We start from the raw sequence: 296 nt of genomic DNA on the forward strand, positions 1-296 counted from the left end.
GGATCACCTCCTTACCTAAAGATATGCAGTTGAGTGCAGTGTCCACACAGATTGTCTGATGAAAAGTAATGAGCAAACAAAACCTTGTGGTATAGGTAAGTGCCGGAAAATTTGTGGCTGTCTAGTGCAGTGACAAACGACAATGGCGCTCGATTTTTCACGAAAAATCTCACCTTTACCCGAAATTATCGAATCAGTGATTCGATAAGCAAATTTCGGGTCCCCATCGTCTAGAGGCCTAGGACACTGCCCTTTCACGGCTGTAACAGGGGTTCGAATCCCCTTGGGGACGCCAT

At 46.3% G+C, this 296-nt stretch carries 1 tRNA gene; it reads left to right on the top strand.

Going from position 1 to position 296, the window contains the following annotated elements:
• Nucleotides 1–219 precede the first annotated feature (219 nt).
• Nucleotides 220–295: transfer RNA gene (locus KAJ71_RS23240), tRNA-Glu, on the top strand.
• The last annotated feature ends 1 nt before the right edge of the window (nt 296 follow it).

It is taken from the genome of Serratia silvae (assembly GCF_023282985.1).
Taxonomy (GTDB): domain Bacteria; phylum Pseudomonadota; class Gammaproteobacteria; order Enterobacterales; family Enterobacteriaceae; genus Chania; species Chania silvae.